Source organism: Nocardioides nanhaiensis (assembly GCF_039542785.1).
Classification (GTDB): domain Bacteria; phylum Actinomycetota; class Actinomycetes; order Propionibacteriales; family Nocardioidaceae; genus Nocardioides; species Nocardioides nanhaiensis.
On sequence record NZ_BAABIM010000002.1, the window covers coordinates 463,413 to 480,195 of the forward strand.

At 75.1% G+C, this 16,783-nt stretch carries 12 protein-coding genes; 4 read left to right on the forward strand and 8 right to left on the reverse strand.

Features of this window, described 5'->3' with window-relative positions:
* Positions 1–663, reverse strand: coding sequence for a pyridoxamine 5'-phosphate oxidase (gene pdxH, locus ABD948_RS10420; RefSeq protein ID WP_345265452.1), 663 nt, complete (start codon positions 661–663; stop codon positions 1–3).
* Positions 664–778: 115 nt separating this feature from the next.
* Here pdxH and ABD948_RS10425 point away from each other — a divergent pair, with 115 nt between their 5' ends.
* Positions 779–1,882 (forward strand): citrate synthase 2, encoded by a 1,104-nt coding sequence (locus ABD948_RS10425; protein WP_345265454.1) that lies wholly within the window; start codon positions 779–781, stop codon positions 1,880–1,882.
* 21 nt (positions 1,883–1,903) lie between these two features.
* Here the strand turns inward: ABD948_RS10425 and ABD948_RS10430 are convergent, their stop codons facing one another.
* Together ABD948_RS10430 and ABD948_RS10435 are read right to left on the reverse strand one after the other, a co-directional pair.
* Positions 1,904–2,716: a VldE C-terminal domain-containing protein gene (locus tag ABD948_RS10430; protein ID WP_345265456.1), complete on the reverse strand. Its 813-nt coding sequence runs from the start codon at positions 2,714–2,716 to the stop codon at positions 1,904–1,906.
* Positions 2,717–2,811: 95 nt separating this feature from the next.
* The gene (locus ABD948_RS10435; RefSeq protein ID WP_345265458.1) at positions 2,812–3,321 is read right to left on the reverse strand and encodes a GNAT family N-acetyltransferase; all 510 of its coding nucleotides are present in this window, start codon (positions 3,319–3,321) and stop codon (positions 2,812–2,814) included.
* Positions 3,322–3,474: 153 nt separating this feature from the next.
* On the opposite strand from ABD948_RS10435, the gene serC reads away from it, so the two are divergent.
* Positions 3,475–4,599, forward strand: coding sequence for a phosphoserine transaminase (gene serC, locus ABD948_RS10440; RefSeq protein WP_345265460.1), 1,125 nt, complete (start codon positions 3,475–3,477; stop codon positions 4,597–4,599).
* Positions 4,600–4,703: 104 nt separating this feature from the next.
* Here serC and ABD948_RS10445 read toward each other — a convergent pair whose 3' ends face one another.
* From ABD948_RS10445 to ABD948_RS10465, 5 genes are all read right to left on the reverse strand, one after another.
* Positions 4,704–5,714, reverse strand: coding sequence for a DNA topoisomerase IB (locus ABD948_RS10445; protein ID WP_345265462.1), 1,011 nt, complete (start codon positions 5,712–5,714; stop codon positions 4,704–4,706).
* Positions 5,715–5,719: 5 nt separating this feature from the next.
* The gene (locus tag ABD948_RS10450; protein ID WP_345265464.1) at positions 5,720–6,784 is read right to left on the reverse strand and encodes a hypothetical protein; all 1,065 of its coding nucleotides are present in this window, start codon (positions 6,782–6,784) and stop codon (positions 5,720–5,722) included.
* Entirely contained in the window at positions 6,781–8,004 is a 1,224-nt protein-coding gene (locus ABD948_RS10455; protein WP_345265466.1) for a class I SAM-dependent methyltransferase, read from the reverse strand. The genes ABD948_RS10450 and ABD948_RS10455 overlap by 4 nt, the downstream gene beginning before the upstream one ends.
* Before the next feature lie 79 nt (positions 8,005–8,083).
* Positions 8,084–10,933, reverse strand: coding sequence for an FAD-binding and (Fe-S)-binding domain-containing protein (locus ABD948_RS10460; protein WP_345265468.1), 2,850 nt, complete (start codon positions 10,931–10,933; stop codon positions 8,084–8,086).
* 70 nt (positions 10,934–11,003) lie between these two features.
* Positions 11,004–12,362, reverse strand: coding sequence for a hydroxyacid-oxoacid transhydrogenase (locus ABD948_RS10465; RefSeq protein WP_345265470.1), 1,359 nt, complete (start codon positions 12,360–12,362; stop codon positions 11,004–11,006).
* A gap of 519 nt (positions 12,363–12,881) precedes the next feature.
* Between ABD948_RS10465 and ABD948_RS10470 the strand changes: the two genes are divergently transcribed.
* Positions 12,882–15,119 carry a GspE/PulE/PilB domain-containing protein gene (locus tag ABD948_RS10470; RefSeq protein WP_345265472.1) on the forward strand — a complete coding sequence of 746 codons (2,238 nt, stop codon included), beginning with the start codon at positions 12,882–12,884 and terminating at the stop codon, positions 15,117–15,119.
* Positions 15,116–16,777, forward strand: coding sequence for a hypothetical protein (locus tag ABD948_RS10475; protein WP_345265474.1), 1,662 nt, complete (start codon positions 15,116–15,118; stop codon positions 16,775–16,777). Before ABD948_RS10470 ends, ABD948_RS10475 begins: the two co-directional genes overlap by 4 nt.
* The last annotated feature ends 6 nt before the right edge of the window (positions 16,778–16,783 follow it).

Genomic DNA, 16,783 nt, shown 5'->3' on the forward strand with positions numbered 1-16,783 from the left:
TCAGGGCGCCAGACGGCGGGTCGACCAGGACTCGCCGTCGCGCGTGTAGACCAACCGGTCGTGCAGCCGGCTCGGACGACCCTGCCAGAACTCCAGCACCTCGGGTCGGACGCGATAGCCGCCCCACTCCTCGGGCACCGGCACGTCCTCCCCCTCGGGGTAACGCTGGAGCAACGCTTCGTAGTCAGCTTCCAGGGCGTCTCGGCCGTTCACCGGCCGGGACTGGCGCGAGGCGTGCGCCCCCACGCGCGCGCCGTGCGGACGGCTGGCGAAGTACGACTCGACCTCGGCGGGCGCCAGCATCTCGGCGCGACCCTCGACGCGCACCTGCCGCTCGAGCGCGTGCCAGGGGAACAGCAGCGCACAGTGCGGGTTGGCGGCCAGCTCCCCGCCCTTGCGCGAGGCCGTGTTCGTGAAGAAGACGAAGCCCGACGGCGAGAGGCCCTTCAGCAGCACCAGCCTCGAGGACGGCACCCCGTGCGGCGTGGCCGTGGCGACCACCACCGCGTTGGGCTCGTGGACCCCGGCGCTCTGCGCCTCGTCGAACCAGCGCTGGAACAGCTCGAGCGGATCGGCGGGGAGGTCGGCCTCCAGCAGTCCGGCGTCGGAGTACTCGCGGCGCATGGCGCGCAGCCGCTCGTCGTCCCCCGAGACCCCTGGCATACCACAACCGTACCCGGGCACTGGGAGACCGCGCCGACGCCGACGGCGTCACCGGGGTGCAGAATGCCAAGGCACCCCGAACCTGAGACGGGGCTGAGAGACGAGGAGCAGGCGGATGACGCAGGTGCACCACGGACTGGAGGGCGTCGTCGCCTTCGAGACCGAGATCGCCGAGCCCGACAAGGAGGGGTCGGCACTGCGCTACCGCGGCGTCGACATCGAGGACCTCGTGGGGCGCGTGCCCTTCGAGAACGTCTGGGGGCTGCTGATCGACGGCGCCTACACCCCCGGCCTCGCCCCTGCCGAGCCCTACAACCTGCCGGTGCACACCGGCGACGTGCGCGTCGACGTGCAGGCTGCGGTGGCCATGCTGGCCCCGGCCTTCGGGTTCGGCCAGACCTACGACATCAGCGACGAGCAGGCCCGTGAGGACATCGGGCGCCTGGCCGTCATGGTGCTCAGCTACGCCGCCCAGTCCGCCCGCGGCCTGAACAAGCCCGTCGTCCCCCAGAGCGAGGTCGACGCCGGCACGACCCTGGCCGAGAAGTTCCTGATCCGCTGGAAGGGCGAGGCCGATCCCCAGCACGCGCACGCGATCGACGCCTACTGGAGCTCGGCCGCCGAGCACGGCATGAACGCCTCCACCTTCACCGCCCGCGTCATCACCTCCACCGGGGCCGACGTGGCCGCCGCGTTCTCGGGCGCCATCGGGGCCATGAGCGGCCCGCTGCACGGCGGCGCGCCGTCACGCGTGCTCGGCATGATCAGCGACGTCGAGGAGTCCGGCGACGCCACCGCCTACGTCAAGGGTCTGCTCGACCGCGGCGAGCGCCTGATGGGATTCGGTCACCGCGTCTACCGTGCCGAGGACCCACGTGCCCGGGTGCTGCGCCGCACCGCCCGCGAGCTCAACGCCCCGCGCTACGAGGTGGCCGAGGCGCTCGAGAAGGCCGCGCTCGCCGAGCTGCGCGAGCGCCGCCCCGACCGCGTGCTCGAGACCAACGTGGAGTTCTGGGCCGCCATCGTGCTCGACTTCGCCGAGGTGCCCTCGCCGATGTTCACCTCGATGTTCACCTGCGCGCGCACCGGTGGCTGGTCGGCGCACATCCTGGAGCAGAAGCGCACCGGACGGCTGATCCGTCCCTCGGCCGTCTACACCGGCCCGAGCGCACGCGGCGCCGACACCGTCGAGGGCTGGGACGCCGCCTGGGCGGAGTGAGCCCCCACGGGGCTTCGCGGCTCAGCCTGCGAAGCCCCAGGTGTGCTCGGCCATCTGCTCGGCGTCCTGGATCCGGGTGCGGCTCGCCCGCACCCGGGCCTCGCGGCGCGCCTCCCGGGCGGCCGCCCGGCGCTCGGCCGCGCGGGCGCTGCGTCGCTGCTCGGCCGCGGCGCGGCGCACGTACCAGCTCGTGGTGCCGTTGCCCCCGGCGCGGGTGAGCGAGATGTGCACGTGGTCGCGGTGGCGCAGCGTCTGCGAGCAGCGCGTGACGGTGCGGCACCCGGAGTGCTTGTAGGGCTTGGCGGCGAAGCCGTCGTAGGCGGCGTACATGGTGTCGTCCCAGATCAGGTACATGATCCCCATCCGCCGCGCCAGCGCGTGCGGGTTGCCCTGCTTGTCGGTGGCGAACAGCCTGGTGAGCAGCCGCTCCGCCCGCTCCCGGTCGGCCGGGTCGTCGGCGTCCAGCATCCAGTCGAACGCGCGCCCCTCCTTGTGCTCGGAGGCGCCCCCCGACCTGCAGGGCCGGGAGATGCCGCCGGCGGTGCCGCCGTGGCGCTTGACGATCCAGGTGGCCAGGTAGGTGGTCCCGGGCTTGGCGGTCGGGGAGCACTTCGTCTGCGGCTCGTAGCCCGCGTAGTCCTCGATCGGCTGCGCCGACTGTGCCGGCGAGGAGCCGGGCAGCACGGCCAGGCACAGGAGCACCGCACCCGCCAGGGCGGTGAGCCGGGCCCGTGCTCCGACCGCTCGGGTCGACGTCGTGCGATGACGGGGAGCGCCGACGACGGGAGTGGGGACCGTGGACGGGCTGGTGCGGGGGGCATGGTCGGGGGCCATGCGCCGAGGCTAGGAAGCGCCTAGCACCCGCAGCAGGGGGATCGGTGGCGACTGGCCGATCGACACGCGAGGTCTGACCGATCGGTCAGCGCGGGCTAGTCCCCACCTGGCCCGGACGGGCCAGCCAGCCGCTTGCCGAAGCACCGGGAGAGGGGCGAGTCGCGGTAGAACCCGTACGGCGGCACGGGTACGTATCCCGAGGACTCGTAGAGCGCGATGGCCTCGGGCTGCGCCACCCCGGTCTCGAGCACCATCGCCTCGACGCCGTGCGCGGCCGCGGTGCGCTCGAGCTCGGCCAGCACCGCGCGGGCCCGCCCCCGACCTCGCGCGGCCGGCGCCACGTACATCCGCTTCACCTCGGCCGTCGCACGCGCACCGAGCGCCGGCACGTCGCTGCGCCGCCAGGCGCCCGTGGCCACCGGCTCGCCGTCCTGGTAGCCGACCACGAAGATGCCGTGGGGCGGCAGGAAGGTCAACGGGTCCACCGGGCTGCGGTCCGGTCCGCCGTAGCGCACGACGTACTCGGCCTGCACCTCGGCGACCATGCGGACGGCGTCGGGGTGCGCGTAGGGGACGGCCTGGATGCGCCACCCACCGGTGTCCACCTCGCGACCCTCCGCCCTGCTCGTCCACACCTGCCCTGAGAGACTAGAGCGCGGCACCGCGAGCCCTGACTCGCGGTCGGCAGTCCACCGGACTGCTCCTCGCCGTCGACCCGCACCCACGTCCACTCCCGACCTGCTGCCGAAGGGCGCCCCGTGACCGACCTGCGCATCCCCGCCGACCTGCTCCCCGCCGACGGGCGGTTCGGCGCGGGTCCCTCCAAGATCGAGACCGGTCACCTGGAGACGCTGGCCGCCACGGGTGCCACCCTGATGGGGACCTCGCACCGGCAGGCACCCGTGCGCAACCTCGTGGGCCGCGTGCGCGAGGGTCTCGCCGAGCTGTTCTCGCTGCCCGAGGGCTACGAGGTCGTGCTCGGCAACGGCGGGGCCACCGCCTTCTGGGACATCGCCACCTACGGCCTCGTGCAGCGACGCAGCCAGCACCTCTCCTTCGGCGAGTTCTCGGCCAAGTTCGCCACGGCCGCACGGCAGGCTCCGTGGCTCGAGGACCCGACCGTCATCACCGCCGACCCGGGCAGCCTCCCGCAGGCGCGCGCCGAGGAGGGCGTCGACGTCTACGCCTGGGCCCACAACGAGACCTCCACCGCCGTGATGGCGCCCGTCGTCCGGCCGGCCGGCACCCGCGCCGAGGACGCGCTCGTGCTCGTCGATGCCACCTCGGGAGCCGGCGGACTGCCCGTGGACGTGAGCGAGTGCGACGTCTACTACTTCGCGCCGCAGAAGAGCTTCGCCTCCGACGGCGGCCTGTGGCTGGCCCTGATGTCGCCCGCGGCGCTCGAGCGCGCGGGCCGCATCGGCGCCTCCGACCGCCACGTGCCGGCGTTCTTCGACCTGCCCACCGCGATCGACAACTCGGCGAAGAACCAGACCTACAACACCCCGGCCGTCGCCACGCTGTTCCTGATGGCCGAGCAGCTGGACTGGATGAACGCCCTCGGCGGGCTGCCCGGGATGGTGGAGCGCACCACCGCCTCCTCCCAGGCGCTGTACGGCTGGGCCGAACGCACCGAGTACGCCTCCTGCTACGTGCCCGACCCCGCGCACCGCTCGCTCGTCATCGGCACCATCGACTTCGACGAGAGCATCGACGCCGCCGCCCTCGCCGCCACCCTGCGCGAGAACGGCATCGTCGACACCGAGCCCTACCGCAAGCTCGGCCGCAACCAGCTGCGCATCGCGATGTACCCCGCCATCGACGCCTCCGACGTCGAGGCCCTCACCCGCTGCATCGAGTACGTCGTCGAGCAACGCGGCTGAGGCTGCCGAGCACCCTCCGGTGACTCCGGGTGGTGTCGGAGGACAGGTCGGCTCACCGGGTCTCGAGGCTCCTCGCTGACGCTCGTCACACCTCGACCAACGGGTCAGGCGACCTTCTTGATCAGCTTCAGCGTGGCGCGCTCGAGGGCGGCCTGGCGCTCGTCACGGTTGTCGTAGGTGCGGCGGGTGGTGCCCTGGATGGTCAGTCCGCGCTCGTAGGCCTCGATGACGCGCGGGTCGACGTAGGAGGAGCGGGCCAGGGTGGGGGTGTTGCCGAGGAAGGAGGAGACCTCCTTCATGGCCCTCGAGACCGCGCGCTTGCGCGACGCCTTGCTCTCGCCGTGCTCGGTGGTCTCGGCCAGGGAAGCCGCCGCGAGCACGGTGGCGTGCCAGGTGCGGAAGTCCTTGGCCGTGGCCTCCAGCCCGGTCGTCTCGCGCACGTAGTCGTTGACCAGGTCCGGCAGCACCGAGCGCCAGGAGCGCCCGTTGCGGTAGGCCAGCAGGCGCGGGTCGTCGGCGCTGCGGCGCCGTCGCATGATCTCGACGGCCTCCATGACGGTCTCGTCGCCGATCTCGATCTCGTGCTCGACGCCGGACTTGCCCACGAACGAGAAGACCAGGCGGTCCTTGAGCCGGCGCACGTGCCGACGCTCCAGGGTGGTGAGCCCGAAGCTGCCGTGGGTGTCGGCGTAGACGTCGTTGCCGATCCGGAAGTAGCCGAGGTCGAGCAGGCGCACCGCGGCCGCACACGCCCGCTCCAGCGGCATCCCCTCACGCCCGAGGTCGGTCACCACCAGCTCGCGCGCCTTGACCAGCCCCTTGCCGAAGAGCAGCATTCGGTCGAACTTCTCGGCGTCGCGGCGCGCGCGCCACTCCGGGTGGTAGAGGTACTGACGACGACCGGCGTCGTCGGTGCCGACCGCCTGCAGGTGGCCGTTGTCGTGGGGGGTGATCCACACGTCGCGCCAGGCCGGCGGGATCACCAGGGACTTCACGCGCTGCGTGTCCTCGGCGGCCAGCTTGAGCCCGCGCTGGTCGAGGTAGGTGAACCCCTTCCCGGCGCGCTTGCGCGTCCAGCCGGGCTGGTCGGGCGAGGTGCGGCGAAGGCGGACCACGGCGGTCAGCGAGGGCGGAGGGAGCGGATGAGCAGCACGAGGATGCCGATACCCACAACGCCGCCCGCCCACCAGGTCCACTCCGGACGACGCGTCACCTCCTCGACCGGCGACTGCTCGGGCTCGGCCTCGGGCTCTGCCTCGGCCTCGGGCGGGACGTCCCGGGGCGTCGCACCGGTCGCGGAGGGCGACGGCGACGGCGACGGCGCGGCAGGAGGCGTGACGACGGCTGCCAGCTCCGGCGGCACCGCGACCCGGTGCACGGCGCTGCCGGCACCCTCGGTGCTCACGAACACCCGGCCGTCGGGCGCGACGGCGATCGCCTCGCCCTGCTCCTGGGAGGGCAGCCGCAGCTGCCCCACCTCCCGGAGCCCCGGCCAGGTGTAGACCGCGGCTCCCACGTAGGTGCGCACCACCACGTGCTGGCCGTCGGGGAAGAAGGCGCCGTCGGTGAGGAAGCCCGGCAGCGTCCCGACCTGGCGCAGCGGCGCCTCCCCGCGCGCGGGGAGCTCGGGGGGCGCCTGGTAGACCGTGCCGCCGAGGAAGGACTTGGTGACCACCACGACGCGCCCCGAGACCGGGTGCACCATCAGCACCTCGGCGTCGAAGGGGCCGGCGCCGCGGGGGTAGCGCAGGTCGGTCCAGTCGGGGTCCACGGACAGGAAGTCCCGCTGCACCGGCGTGGGCAGCACCCGCACGGAGGTGCGCGGCTCGTTGTTGCCGCCGATGTCGCCCACGAGCACCCGACCGTCCGGCATCGGGGCCACGGCCTCGACGTCGATCGGGGTCTCGGCCCACGAGGAGCCACCCACGGTGCGGCCGGTGTCGGGGTCGACCACGAAGGTGCGCCCGGAGTCACCGGAGTCGTTGACGGTGACGAACAGGCCGTCCACCACCGCCAGGCCGCTGGACTCCACGATGTCCGGGTCCTGCCAGCGGAAGAGGACGCGGTGCTCCTGCTCGTCGGCGACTGCACCGACGGCACCGACGGCACCGACGGCGGCCGGTGACGACACCACCAGCGCGGCGCCGAGCGCGGCCAGCACGCGCCACGGCAGCGACGCCGTCACTCCAGGCCCTCCCCCAGCAGCTCGGCCAGCCGCGGCCGCACCGACCACGCGGCCACCATCTGCTGGTACTCCTCGACGTGCTCGGGCGAGTGTCGACCCGTGCGCACCGCGCGGAGCATGGAGTTGCGCGGGGTGTGCTCGCTGGGCACGAACTCCATGACCTCCACGCGGTAGCCGCGCAGGCGCAGCAGCGCGGCGCGCAGGGCGTCGGTGAGGGTGTCGGCGAGCCGCTCGCGCAGGATGCCGTGCCGGGTCACCATCGCCCAGGGGCCGGGCGCGGGCTGACGACGCAGCTGGGCGGCGACGTCGTGGTGGCAGCAGGGCGCCGCGAGCACGAGTCCGGCTCCCCACCCGACGGCCCGGGCCAGCGCCTCGTCGGTGGCCGTGTCACAGGCGTGCAACGCCAGCACCACGTCCGGATCGGGGAGCTCCGGTGGCAGCACGCCGTCGAGGATCGTGCCCACCACGAAGTGCGACTCCGCCTCCCCCAGACCGAGTCGGGCGGCGAGCGCTCGGTTGTGGTCGGCCGACTGCTGCTTGGTGTCGACGCCGACGACGCACACCGGCAGCCCGTGCGTGCGGGTCAGCACCCGGTGCGCGGCGAAGGTGAGGTAGCCGTTGCCGCAACCGAGGTCCACCAGCACCAGGGGCTGCTCGGGCGTGGGCCTGCGCAGGTGGCCGGACGCGCGCGCCTCACGCACCCCGGCGTCCAGGACGCGGCAGAACTCCTCGACCTGGCGCCACTTGGCCTGGCGGGTCGGCTTGATCCGGCCCTGTGCGTCGGCGAGCCCGAGCTCCTGCCACAGCGGGTCGTCGTCGGGCAGCAGCCGCTGCTTGCGCCGGTCGTGCTCGTGGTCGGCCTCCACGGGCGCGGAGCGGGCGCTGCTGTGCACCAGCGGGCGACCCTTCTTGGTCCACCGCAGCTGGTGCGTGTGCGTGGTGGTCTCGACGTGGGCGTTGCCGAAGGGCAGCGCGAGCAACCTGTCCACCTCGGCGGCCGCCTCGGCGCCGGCGGCGTGGTTGGACGTGTGCGCCTGGGTGGCGTCGTAGGCGACGACCTGGAGGTGCCGACCGGCCTTGAGCGCTACTGGGCGCACCTCGACCCGTCGCCACGGGACCTCCTGACCGCGACGCACGCCCGAGAGCACCGCTCTCACCAGGTGCTCGTCGTCGAGGACGGCCTGGCGCAACCGGCGCAGACCGGCCTCGTCGTCGCTCACGGCAGCACGGCGGCCAGCACCACGATGAGCAGCAGCGCGGCCAGCGCGAGCGGGATGATCAGTCGCCGGTGGCGCGGGTTCACGAGCGCGCTCCCGCGGCGCTGGTGCCCGCGCCGGCCGGCAGGCGCGAGGCGAGCAGCTCGGCCAGGTGCAGCGCGCGCACCCCGGCGAGGTCGTCGAGCTGCACCTTGCACGACATCCCGTCGGCCAGCACGACGGCGTCGGGGTGCGAGCGGACGGCGGGCAGCAGGTGGGTCTCGGCGACGGCGACCGAGACCTCGTAGTGCCCCTGCTCGACACCGAAGTTGCCGGCCAGGCCGCAGCAACCGGCCACCTGCACCACCTCGGCGCCCGCACGCTCGAGGAGGGCACGGTCGGTGCGCCAGCCGATGATCGCGTGGTGGTGGCAGTGCGGCTGCGCGACCACCTGCACGCCGGTGAGGTCGGGCAGCGGCACCTCGAGGCGGTCGAGCAGCTCGGCGAAGGAGAGCACGCCCTCGGCGACGACGGCGGCCTCCGGGGCCGCCGAGAGCTCGACGGCGTCGCTGCGCAGCGTGGCCAGGCACGAGGGCTCGATGCCCACCACCGGCACGCCGGAGGCCACGTACGGGGCGAGCGTGGCGACGGTGCGCTCCATGATCGCGCGGGCCTGGTCGAGCTGGCCCGTGGTGATCCAGGTGAGCCCGCAGCAGGCGTCCTCGCCGATGACGCGCACCCGCAGCCCGGCGGCCTCGAGCACCGCGATGGCGGCGTGGCCCGAGTCGGGCATGAAGTGGTCGGTGAACGAGTCGGCCCACACCCACACGTCGGGCTGCTCGGCGCCTGCTGCTCCCCCGCTCGCACGGGTGGCCGCGCGGGCCCCCACGGCGCGGCGCAGCGTGCGCCGGGCGAACACGGGGATGGAGCGGCGCTGGTCGATGCCGGCGGTGGCCTTGGCCAGGCGGGCCACCGGGCCCAGCCGCATCGCGCGGTTGGCCAGCGGTGCGGCCGGGGCCGCGAGCCGCGCCCAGGTGGGCAGCCGGCCCAGCAGGTAGTGGCTGCGCGGACGGCGCTCGCGCGCACCCTCGCCGTCGTAGCGCTGGTAGAGCGCCTCCGCCTTGTACGTGGCCATGTCGACGCCGGTGGGGCAGTCGGACGCACAGCCCTTGCAGGCCAGGCAGAGGTCGAGCGCCTCGGCCACCGCGGGGTCGCCGAACCCGTGCAGCAGCTCGCCGTCGACGGCCTCCTGCAGCACCCGCGCCCGCCCGCGGGTGGAGTCCTTCTCGTCGTTCGTGGCCAGGTAGGAGGGGCACATGACGCCGGTGGTGCGCGGCGCCACGCACTTGCCGACGCCGGTGCAGCGGTGGACGGCGTCCCCGAGCGAGCCACCGTCGTGCACCAGCCGCAGCGCGGTGCGCACCCCCGGCCGGGGGCGGGCGGCGCGCAGGTCGGCGTCGAGCGGCGCCGGCTCCACGATGTTGCCCGGGTTGAGCAGGTTGCGCGGGTCGCAGATCTGCTTGGCGGCGGCGAAGAGCGCCAGCGAGGTCTCGTCGTACATCAGCGGCAGCAGCTCGGAGCGGGCACGGCCGTCGCCGTGCTCGCCGGAGAGCGAGCCACCGTGCCCGGCCAGGGTGCGCGCCGCCTCCTCCAGGAAGGCACGGAACGCCGCCGGTCCGCCGGGGTCGGCGGCGCCCCCGCGCTGGAAGGGGAAGTCGATGCGCACGTGCACGCAGCCGTCGCCGAAGTGGCCGTAGGGCACGCCGTCGAGCCCGTGCGCGCGCAGCAGGGCGTCGAAGTCGCGCAGCCAGGAGCCCAGCTTCTCGGGGGGCACCGCGGCGTCCTCCCAGCCGGAGTAGGCCGGGTGCGCCAGGCTGCGGGCGGCGAGGCCCGCGCCGTCCTCGCGGATGCGCCACAGCGCCTCGGCCTCGGCGCCGGGCAGCACCACGCGGTGGCCCAGGGCGCCGGAGGCGGCGATCACGGTCTGCGCGAGACCGGCGGCCTCGGCGCCGGCCACCTCCACGAAGAGCCAGCCGTCCCCGGGGGGCAGCTCGGGCACGACACCCTTGGTGCGCGCCAGGTCGACGATGCGGCTGCCCAGGCCCTCGCACGCCACCATCCGCCGGTCGGTGGCGGCCAGCAGCGCCGGGACGGCGTCGGCGGCCTCGGCCATGCCGGGATAGCCCAGCACCACCAGGCGGCGGTCGGGCTCGTCGGTCACCAGCCGCACCGTGGCTCCCAGGACGACGCCGAGGGTGCCCTCGCTGCCCGTCAGGAAGCGACCCAGGTGACGGCCCTGCTCGGGCAGCAGGTGCTCCAGGGAGTAGCCGCTCACCTGCCGGGTGAAGCGGCCGAAGGAGGTGCGCACGTGCGCCAGGTGGTCGTCGACGAGCGCCGCGAGCTGCTGCTCGACCTCCTGGCGCGAGCCCGGCGCCCCCGGCCCGAAGGCGACGTCGAGCGCCTGCACGTTGTCGGCGGTGCGCCCGTACCCCAGCGCCCGCGAGCCGCAGGCGTTGTTGCCGATCATCCCGCCGATCGTGCAGCGCGGGTGCGTGGAGGGGTCGGGGCCGAAGCGCAGACCGTGGGGGGCCGCGGCGCGCTGCAGGTCGGCGTGCACCACGCCCGGCTCCACCACGGCGGTGCGCGCCTCGGGGTCGATGGCGAGCACGCGGTGCAGGTGCCGACGGGTGTCGACGACGATGCCCGGCCCGACGGCGTTGCCGGCGATCGAGGTGCCGGCGCCGCGCATCGTGACCGGGACCCCGGTGCTCCCGGAGACCTCGAGCACGGCGTGCAGCTCGTCGGTGTGCCGTGGCCGGACCACCACCTGCGGCACCACCCGGTACAGGGAGGCATCGGTGGAGTAGAGGGCCCGCGCGAGCGGGCTGTCGTCGACGTCGCTGACGCCGCGACGGCGCAGCTCGGCGACGAGGTCGGGCGACGTCAGGGACACGCCCCGATTCTCCCACCCCACCGGGCACGGGCCCGCGCCGGGCGGGCCCGCGGACGGGTCGTCGGTCCGGCTACCAGTGCCGCATCGACCCGCGGAAGACCCGGGCCAGGTCGGCCTCACCCACGGGCTTGGGCGCGGTGGCGAGCAGCCGCTGCTGCTGCATCGCGCCGCCCACGAGGTCGTCGACGTCGTCGTCGCGGTAGCCCACGGCCTCGAGCCCCCCGGGGATGCCGATGTCCTTCATCAGGGCGGTGACGACGGCCGGCAGCAGGTCGGGACCCTCCTCGAGCGAGGCGGCCCGCTCGGGGTCGAGCAGGGCCGCGGCACGCAGGTGGCGGGCGGGGTCGGCGTCGAAGGTGAACCGGAACGCCTCGGGCGCCGTCAGCGAGACCGCCATGCCGTGGGGCACGATCGCCTCGCCCTCGGGGTAGCCCTCGGGGCGGTAGTCGCGCACGCGGCCGGCGATCGGGTAGGCGTTGGCGTGCGGCACGTGCACCCCGGCGTTGCCGAAGCCCAGGCCGGCGAAGGTGGCCGCCAGCGCCATCTGCTCGCGCGCCGCCTCGTCGGAGCCCTCACGCACCGCGGTGCGGAAGGCCGCCGAGAGCAGGCCGAGCGCACGCTCGGACCAGAGGTCGGCGATGGGGTTGGCGCCGCAGTAGGGCACCCGCTGCTGGGGCTGCTTGGCGTCCATCGAGGAGTACCAGCGCGCGGTGTAGCTCTCGAGGGCGTGGCAGAGGATGTCCATGCCGGCCGCCGCGGTGACCATGGGCGGCTGGGTCGCGGTCAGGTCGGGGTCGACGACGGCGAGCGTGGGGCGCAGGGCGGCGTGGCTGATGCCGGTCTTGACCTTCAGCGCCAGCACGTCGAGCACGCAGATGGTGGTGCTCTCGCTGCCCGTGCCGGTGGTGGTGGGCACCGCCACCAGCGGGAGCAGCGGGTTGACCGGCGCCGTCGCCTTGCCGACCGGTGCGTTGATGTAGTCCATCAGCTCGCCGGGGTTGGTGAGCAGCAGGTTGACCGCCTTGGCGGTGTCGATGCTGGAGCCGCCGCCGACGGCCACGACGGCGTCGAAGGGGGCGGCGTCGCGGGCGAAGGACACCGCCAGCTCGAGCGAGGCGTCGGTGGGCTCCACGTGCGCCTGGTCGAAGACGACCACCTCGACGCCGGCCGCGCGCGCCTGCTCGGCGATGCGGGCCGGGTGACCGGTGGCGGCGACGCCGGGGTCGGTCACCAGGATGGCGCGCCTGGCCCCCCGGGCCGCCAGCTCGTAGCCGACCTCGGCCGAGGCGCCGGGCCCGAACTTCAGCGCCGGCGAGGCGTAGGTGAAGACGGTCTCGCCGCCCGGGCCGCCCGACGGGGCTGCCGGGACGGGCGTGGCGGGAGTGGCGGCGGTGGCGGGTGGGACGGAGCCGTCCGTGTGCTGGATCACACGCTCACTCTAGGCAGGGCCAGGGCGCGAGAGCAGGGCGCGGCAAAGATTTCTGGCGCCCCGACGGCGCACGCAGATGCCCCCCAGGGTGTGTCTGCGCAGGTCAGCGGACCACCGGGCGCATCCTCCGCGCCCTGACGGCGGCCGGGGCCCCCCTGGCCCGTTCGGGCCATGCCTGCCGAGGTTCGTGACCAGGCCGGACCATGTTTATAGTGGCTCGCGACAGCTCAGGTGTCTGTGACCACGCGTCAGGGACATCGGAGACATCAGGGGGGATGTTCAAATGTCGGTGCTCCGAGTGCTGCGTCTGGCGGCACGCATGGAGGTCCAGTGCGCCCGCGGGCGACCGGGCCGTGGTTCGCCTGCCTTCGGCGCGCGCTCTCGCGCGCTCGCTTCCCCACCGACGTCTGCGATGACTCCGACCCGTGCCGGCGCCTGCTCCGGGCCCCGCGGCGGTCGGACGGCGTCATCACGCCACCTCCCGCCGCTCCGGGCCCTCGGGTCCGGGGTGGGCGGTTGATGCGCACCCCACCCACGCCACCCTCCTCGCCCACCGCGGCGCCCCTGACGCGCTGTGCGGTCGACCCTGCGCTGCGGCACCTGGCTCCCGAGGGGCTGTGCCGCTCGTTCTCGCTGGTGCCCTACGCCGAGCAGGACGGCCGGCTGCTCGTGGCCGCCGTCGACGCCGAGGACCTCGTGGCGGCCCACGTGCTCGCCGACCGGCTCGGCCGACCCGTCGAGCTGGTCGCCCACACCCGTGCCGCGGTGCAGGACGCGCTCGACGCCGCCTACCCCCCGCTCCCCGCCGCCGCCGAGACCCCGCAGCAGCAGCACCAGCGTGAGCGGTTGGGGCAGGTGCTGCTGCGCAACGGGCTCGTCGCGAACTCAGCGCTGCAGGCGGGCTACGTGGAGCACCTGACCTACCTGCGCGACGCCGACACCGCCGACACCGCCGACACCGCCGACCACCCCCACGACGCCGGGGTGGCGCTCGGGGAGGTGCTGGTGGCGCGCGGCGCCATCGAGGAGGACGCCCTGGTGGCGGTGCTCTCCGAGCTGCACGACCTCCAGCGGGTCTCCCTGGCGCACACCGCACCCACCCCCGAGCTCGGGGGTCTGCTGCCGCTCGAGCTGGCCCTGCGAGCCCGGGTCGTGCCCGTCGCAGAGCGCGGCACGCAGCTGGTGCTCGCCGCGGCACGCCCCCTGGACCCCGCGACGCTCGAGGAGCTGCGCACGGTGCTCGGCCGCCCGGTCGCGCTGGTGCTGGCCGCAGCCCCGGAGGTCGAGCGGCTCATCCTCGGCGTGCACCAGCTCGAGCTCACCGACGTCGCGCGCTCCGCCGTCACCGACCGGCCGGCCGCTGCGACCGGCCATCCCGGTCGGCTGCCCGGGCACGCGACCACCTCGTGGTCGCACCGGGCACTGCTGGCGCTGCTCGCGCTGGCGGCTGCCGGCGCGCTGGTGCGCCGGCCGGGCCCGGCGCTCACCCTGCTCGCCGTCGCGCTGCTGCTCGGCGCCTGCCTGGTCGGCGTGCACCGCGCCGTGCTCACCGGCCGTGCCCTGCGGCCCGCCAACACCCCGGAGCGGCCCGGGAGTGACTGTGCCGACGCCGCGGCCCCGCTCGAGGTCGACGACGACCCGGCCGTGCCGCCCGGGCGGCTGCCCCGTTACTCCGTGCTGGTCACCCTCCGCCGGGCCGTCGCGCTGCCCGGTCTGCTGGCCGGCCTCGAGGCGGTGGACTACCCCCGCAGCCGGCTCGAGGTGCTGCTGCTGTGCGAGGAGTCCGACGCCACCGTGCGCGAGGCCGTGGCCCAGACCCTGTTGCCGGCGCACGTGCGCGTCGTCGTGGTGCCCGACAGCCACCCCGCCACCCCGGCGAAGGCCCGCAACCTGGCGCTGGCCCTGACCCGCGGCGAGCTCGTCACCGTCCTCGACGAGGCCGACCGTCTCGACCCCAGGCAGCTGCGCGCCGTCGCCGCCCGGTTCGCCGCCGACCCCGGGCTGGCCTGCGTGCAGGCCCGCCTCCAGCACGACGTCGTCGAGGGCAGCCCGGCCCTGGTGGCCGGGTGGGCCGCCGGTGCCCTGGCCGTCCGCTCGGGCCTGTGGGTGCCTGCGGCGGTCGACGCCGGCAGCGCGGTCCTGCTGGGCGAGAGCTCGCACCACGTGCGGAGCGCGGTGCTCCGGCAGCTCGGCGGCTGGGACCCGCACAGCCAGACGCCGGGCGCCGAGTTCGGCGTGCGGCTGCGGCGCACCGGGCACCGCGTGGGCGTCGTCGCCGCCGCCACCTGGTCGCCGGCACCCACCGACCTGCGCTCGTGGCTGCGGGGGTCCGCCGCCCGCGACCGCGGTCTGCTCACCACCGCGCTGGCCCACGTGCGCGCTCCCCGCCGGCTCGTGCGCGACCTCGGCGTGCGGGCCGCCGCCGACCTGGTGCTGACCACGGTGGGCGGGCTGGGCCGGCTGGTCAGCCCGGTGCTGGTGCTGGGTGCCGTCGCGTGGGTCGCGCTGCGGGTGGGCGACCTGGAGCCCGGGCCGCCGGCGGTCCAGCTGCTGGGGCTCGCCTGCCTGGTCGCGGTCCTGGGCGCCGCGCTCGGCTCCGCCTACCTGGTGCTGGCCGGCACGTTGCGCCTGCGCCGTCACGACCTGGTCCGCTCGGCGCTGCTGACCCCTGCCTCGTGGCTCCTCCTCTCCGTGGCCCCCCTGCTGCCCCGTCCCGGCGCCTCCGGTGTCGGGCGGCCCCGCGAGGTGTGTCCGTGAGCGCCACGCAGGTCCTGGGCACCGACCCGGTGCGCCCCCCCGTGCGCCGGGCCGCCACGCCCGGGCGCGGGTGGGGCCGGGTCGAGGCACTGCTCACCGTGGCCCTGCTGGGCCTCTACCTCGGTCTGGGCCAGTGGGTGGTGCGCGAGGTCCACGTGGTCGGCTTCACCAGCCTGCGCCGCTTCGCCGACGCCTTGCACGTGGTCGGCGAGCCGTTGCGCGCCGAGCAGGTGCTGGCCGCCGACCCCACCCCGCTGGCCACCGTGCTGACCATGCCGCTCACCGTGGTGCCCGGTGCCGTGACCTCGCTGGCCGCGGTGCCCGTCGGCTCCGCGCTCGCCGCCACCGGCGTGGTCCTCGCCCTGCACCGCGCGCTGGGCCACGCCTCCCCGGGCCGTCTCACGCACGCGCTGCTGCTGCTCGGCATCGCGCTCAACCCGCTGGTGCTGCTCTACGCGACCAGCGGCGACGCCCTGCTGCTGGCCCCGGCACTGGTGCTGGCCGCCATGGCCTGCCTCGACTCCTACCGTCGTCGCGGCGACCTGCGGGCCCTGCTGCTCGCCGGTGGCGCGCTCGCCCTCGCCTCCCTCGCCGACCCGCGCCTGGTCATCGTCCCGCTGGTGCTGGGCGCCGGCATCTTCCTTGCCCAGCGGCGCTCGCGGCACCCGCGCGTCGTCGCCGGGGCCGAGGGCACCCTGGCGGCGCTGCTCAGCCCGACCGTCGCACTCCTCGCCCTCTGGGCAGCCGTGGGGACCCTGCTCGCCGGGCGACCCGTGGCCTGGCTCGCGGCGCCCGGTGCGCTGCGAGGACCGGCCGGCGAGGGTGACCTCGGTGCCGCGGAGGCTTGGGGCCAGACGGTCGAGGCCCTCGCCCTGGCCGCACCCCTGGTGATCCTGGTCCTGGTCGGCCTCGTGGTCCGCAGCGTGCGCCACCACGCCCCCGACGCCGCCGTCCTGGCCGCCCTGCTCGTCACCACCTGCTGCCTGCCCGCCCTGACCGCGGTCGTCTCCGGCGGCGCCCAGGTGCAGGTCCGCGAGGCGGTCCTCCCCCTCCTGGTCGCGACCGCCGGCGCCGGGCTGCTGCTCGGCCGCGACGCGACCGGCCGCGGCGGGCACGCTCCCAAGGGGCGCCGCCTCCGGCGGGTCGCAGCCACGGGTGCCGTCGCGGTGCTGCTGGTCACCTGGCCCACCACGTGGCACCTGATGCGCACCTCGGAGCACCAGGTGCTGGAGGCTGCCTTCGTGCGCGCCGTCGAGACCGGGCGCTCCCAGGAGGGGGCGCTCACGCCGTCCGGCAACCGCATCGGCTACGGCCCGGAGGCCCGGACCTCGCGCTTCCTGCGCGACCTCGACCCCGGTCGTCGCGGTGTGCTCGTCGACCCCGAGGTCGGGTACCCGGTGCTCGTGGGCACCGCACGCCCGGACTGGTTCCGCGACCATCCCGGCACGGCTGGCTGGCGAGCCGCCGCCCTCGACCCCGCCGCCGCCGGCGTCCGGTACCTGCTGCTCACCGCCGACCCGGCCAGCGACCGGCTCGCCGCGCTGCACCCCCTCGCCGCCGCCGGGCTCGACCCCTCCCTGCGCGTGGTGCACCGCAGTGAGCGCTACGTGCTGGTCGAGCCTGTCGCCGGTGCCGCCGACGGGGGGTGGGCCCCGTGACCGACA

Coding starts and splice junctions, on each gene's coding strand:
- pdxH (WP_345265452.1), bottom strand. CDS start 663: ATGCCAGGGGTCTCGGGGGACGACGAGCGGCTGCGCGCCATGCGCCGC.
- ABD948_RS10425 (WP_345265454.1), top strand. CDS start 779: ATGACGCAGGTGCACCACGGACTGGAGGGCGTCGTCGCCTTCGAGACC.
- ABD948_RS10430 (WP_345265456.1), bottom strand. CDS start 2,716: ATGGCCCCCGACCATGCCCCCCGCACCAGCCCGTCCACGGTCCCCACT.
- ABD948_RS10470 (WP_345265472.1), top strand. CDS start 12,882: ATGCGCACCCCACCCACGCCACCCTCCTCGCCCACCGCGGCGCCCCTG.